Origin of the sequence: Paracoccus sp. FO-3 (genome assembly GCF_006386455.1) — a bacterium.
GTDB lineage: Bacteria > Pseudomonadota > Alphaproteobacteria > Rhodobacterales > Rhodobacteraceae > Paracoccus > Paracoccus versutus.
The window spans coordinates 1-1,326 of record NZ_VCBQ01000262.1 but is presented as its reverse complement, the minus strand read 5'-3'; the positions used below and the strand labels follow the sequence as shown (position 1 = coordinate 1,326).

1 protein-coding gene and 1 pseudogene are annotated in these 1,326 nt (G+C 60.9%); one reads left to right on the top strand and one right to left on the bottom strand.

Annotated features, from left to right (window positions below):
- Positions 1-527: 527 nt before the first annotated feature.
- Positions 528-1,106, bottom strand: a complete 579-nt coding sequence (locus FE811_RS26860; protein WP_140849562.1) for a LuxR C-terminal-related transcriptional regulator — start codon at positions 1,104-1,106, stop codon at positions 528-530.
- Positions 1,107-1,224: 118 nt separating this feature from the next.
- On the opposite strand from FE811_RS26860, the pseudogene FE811_RS28595 reads away from it, so the two are divergent.
- Positions 1,225-1,326: pseudogene (locus FE811_RS28595) on the top strand (succinyl-CoA--3-ketoacid-CoA transferase); the annotation flags it as partial.

The window sequence follows — 1,326 nt, the reverse complement described above, 5'->3', positions numbered from 1 at the left end:
ACTAATTTCGCACCGCCATTCTCAGGTTCTCCGAAGCAGCGGCGGCGAGATAGCAGCTGGCCAGACGGCGCTCGGAGGCTATCGCTGGTCAGTGCCTGGATCGTTGCTGAAATGTTCCTGCTGCGTCAATCGGGACGATCAAGTATCGCAGTGGCCTCGGCCGCCCGTTGAACAGGGAAAGCGAGAAGGGCGGTCGTTAGTGTAAATCATTGAAATATTTTAATACTGGTTACATCGGCGATCCAATGGCAAATATTTGGCCAACCAATGGTCGCCGAAACGGCCAAAATGGCTCTTTTTTGGCCGCCAGTTCAACGAGCTTCCAGAACATCGCGAGTTTCATCGGCTTTCACTCTAGGGTTGAATTTCCCCGATAACCAAAATTATGTAATCAAACATATTCCGACTCCCGCCGCCATCACCACGGCCTCAGCCGCGCAAATTTCTGCCGTCCCCCCCCCGGCTGATCCACCTCCGCGATGGCGATATCCTGAGCCGCACCCGACTCAGGCCGCTGTCCATGCCGCTCAGCCTGCGCCAATGTCGAGCAGCCGCCGCACCAGTTCGAAACTGTTGCGCACCCCGATCTTGCGGATCATGTTGGCGCGATGCACCTCGACCGTGCGCGGCGAACAGTCCAGCGATTTGGCGATCTCCTTGCTGGTGAAACCGTTGACCAGATAGCCGGCAATCCGCTTCTCGGTCGCGGTCAGCAGGCTGTCGGCACCGACCGCGGAATCCAGCGGCCGGTAGGTCCAGATCGCCAGGCGGTGCGGGTTGGCCTGGTCCATGGTCCGCCCGCGCCCCTCCATCCAGACGATCTGTCCGTCCTTGCGCCGCATGAAGCGTTCGTCGCGATAGAACGGCCGCTCGCGCAGCGCCTTGCGGGCGCGTTCGCCGACCAGGTCGAAATCGGTCTGGCCGGGGTAAAGGCAGCGCATGGATCGGCCCGCCAGCTCCTGCGGCGTCCAGCCGAAGACGGTTTCGACCATCAGGCTGGCGCGGACGATCACGCGCTCGGCCAGGACCAGGGTGGCATCGGGCGCGTTCTGGAAGCCGAGACTGTCGTAATCCCTGGCCGCGGGCTGGCGGACGGTTGGTTGCATGGAATACCTATTCGACTACGTATTCCTACGGATAGAGTATTCCTGCCGCATGCGACAAGCTCGATCGTGGCGGAGGGGAAGGCCGGCCGTCGGAGATCAATCAAATCGAGGCGTGCGAATGACAGGATCGAACAAGCTTTATCCCAGCGCCGGGTCTGCGCTTGAGGGAGTGTTGCGGGACGGGATGTTGATTGCGGCCGGGGGTTTCGGGCTTTGCGGC